Source organism: Methyloparacoccus murrellii (assembly GCF_054657115.1).
The window spans coordinates 1-239 of record NZ_BAAHXD010000148.1; the positions used below are offsets into that span (position 1 = coordinate 1).

Consider the following 239-nt stretch of genomic DNA (forward strand, 5'->3'; position numbering starts at 1 on the left):
GTTCTCAGATACACCACAATGCTTTCCTGGGCCAGTGTCAAAGTGGTTTGCAGCTGGTGAGGACGGTGCGATGCGTCCGCCACGTCGTCACGTTTCCTCCACTTGCGGATGGTCGAGCGGGTGGTGTTGTAAAGGCGGGCCAGCGCCCGTTCACTCAGAGAGGAAGATTGAATCTCCCGACGAATCGCAGGTGTCGTACGAGCCTGCTGATGAAGACGGATGTTCATGCGGTTTTCCCC

General features: G+C 57.3%; 1 pseudogene. It reads right to left on the reverse strand.

The annotated features are described in order from the left end of the window. Positions 1-227 (reverse strand): annotated as a pseudogene (locus ACYQ1H_RS15670) (IS481 family transposase); the annotation flags it as partial. Between the last annotated feature and the right edge of the window lie 12 nt (positions 228-239).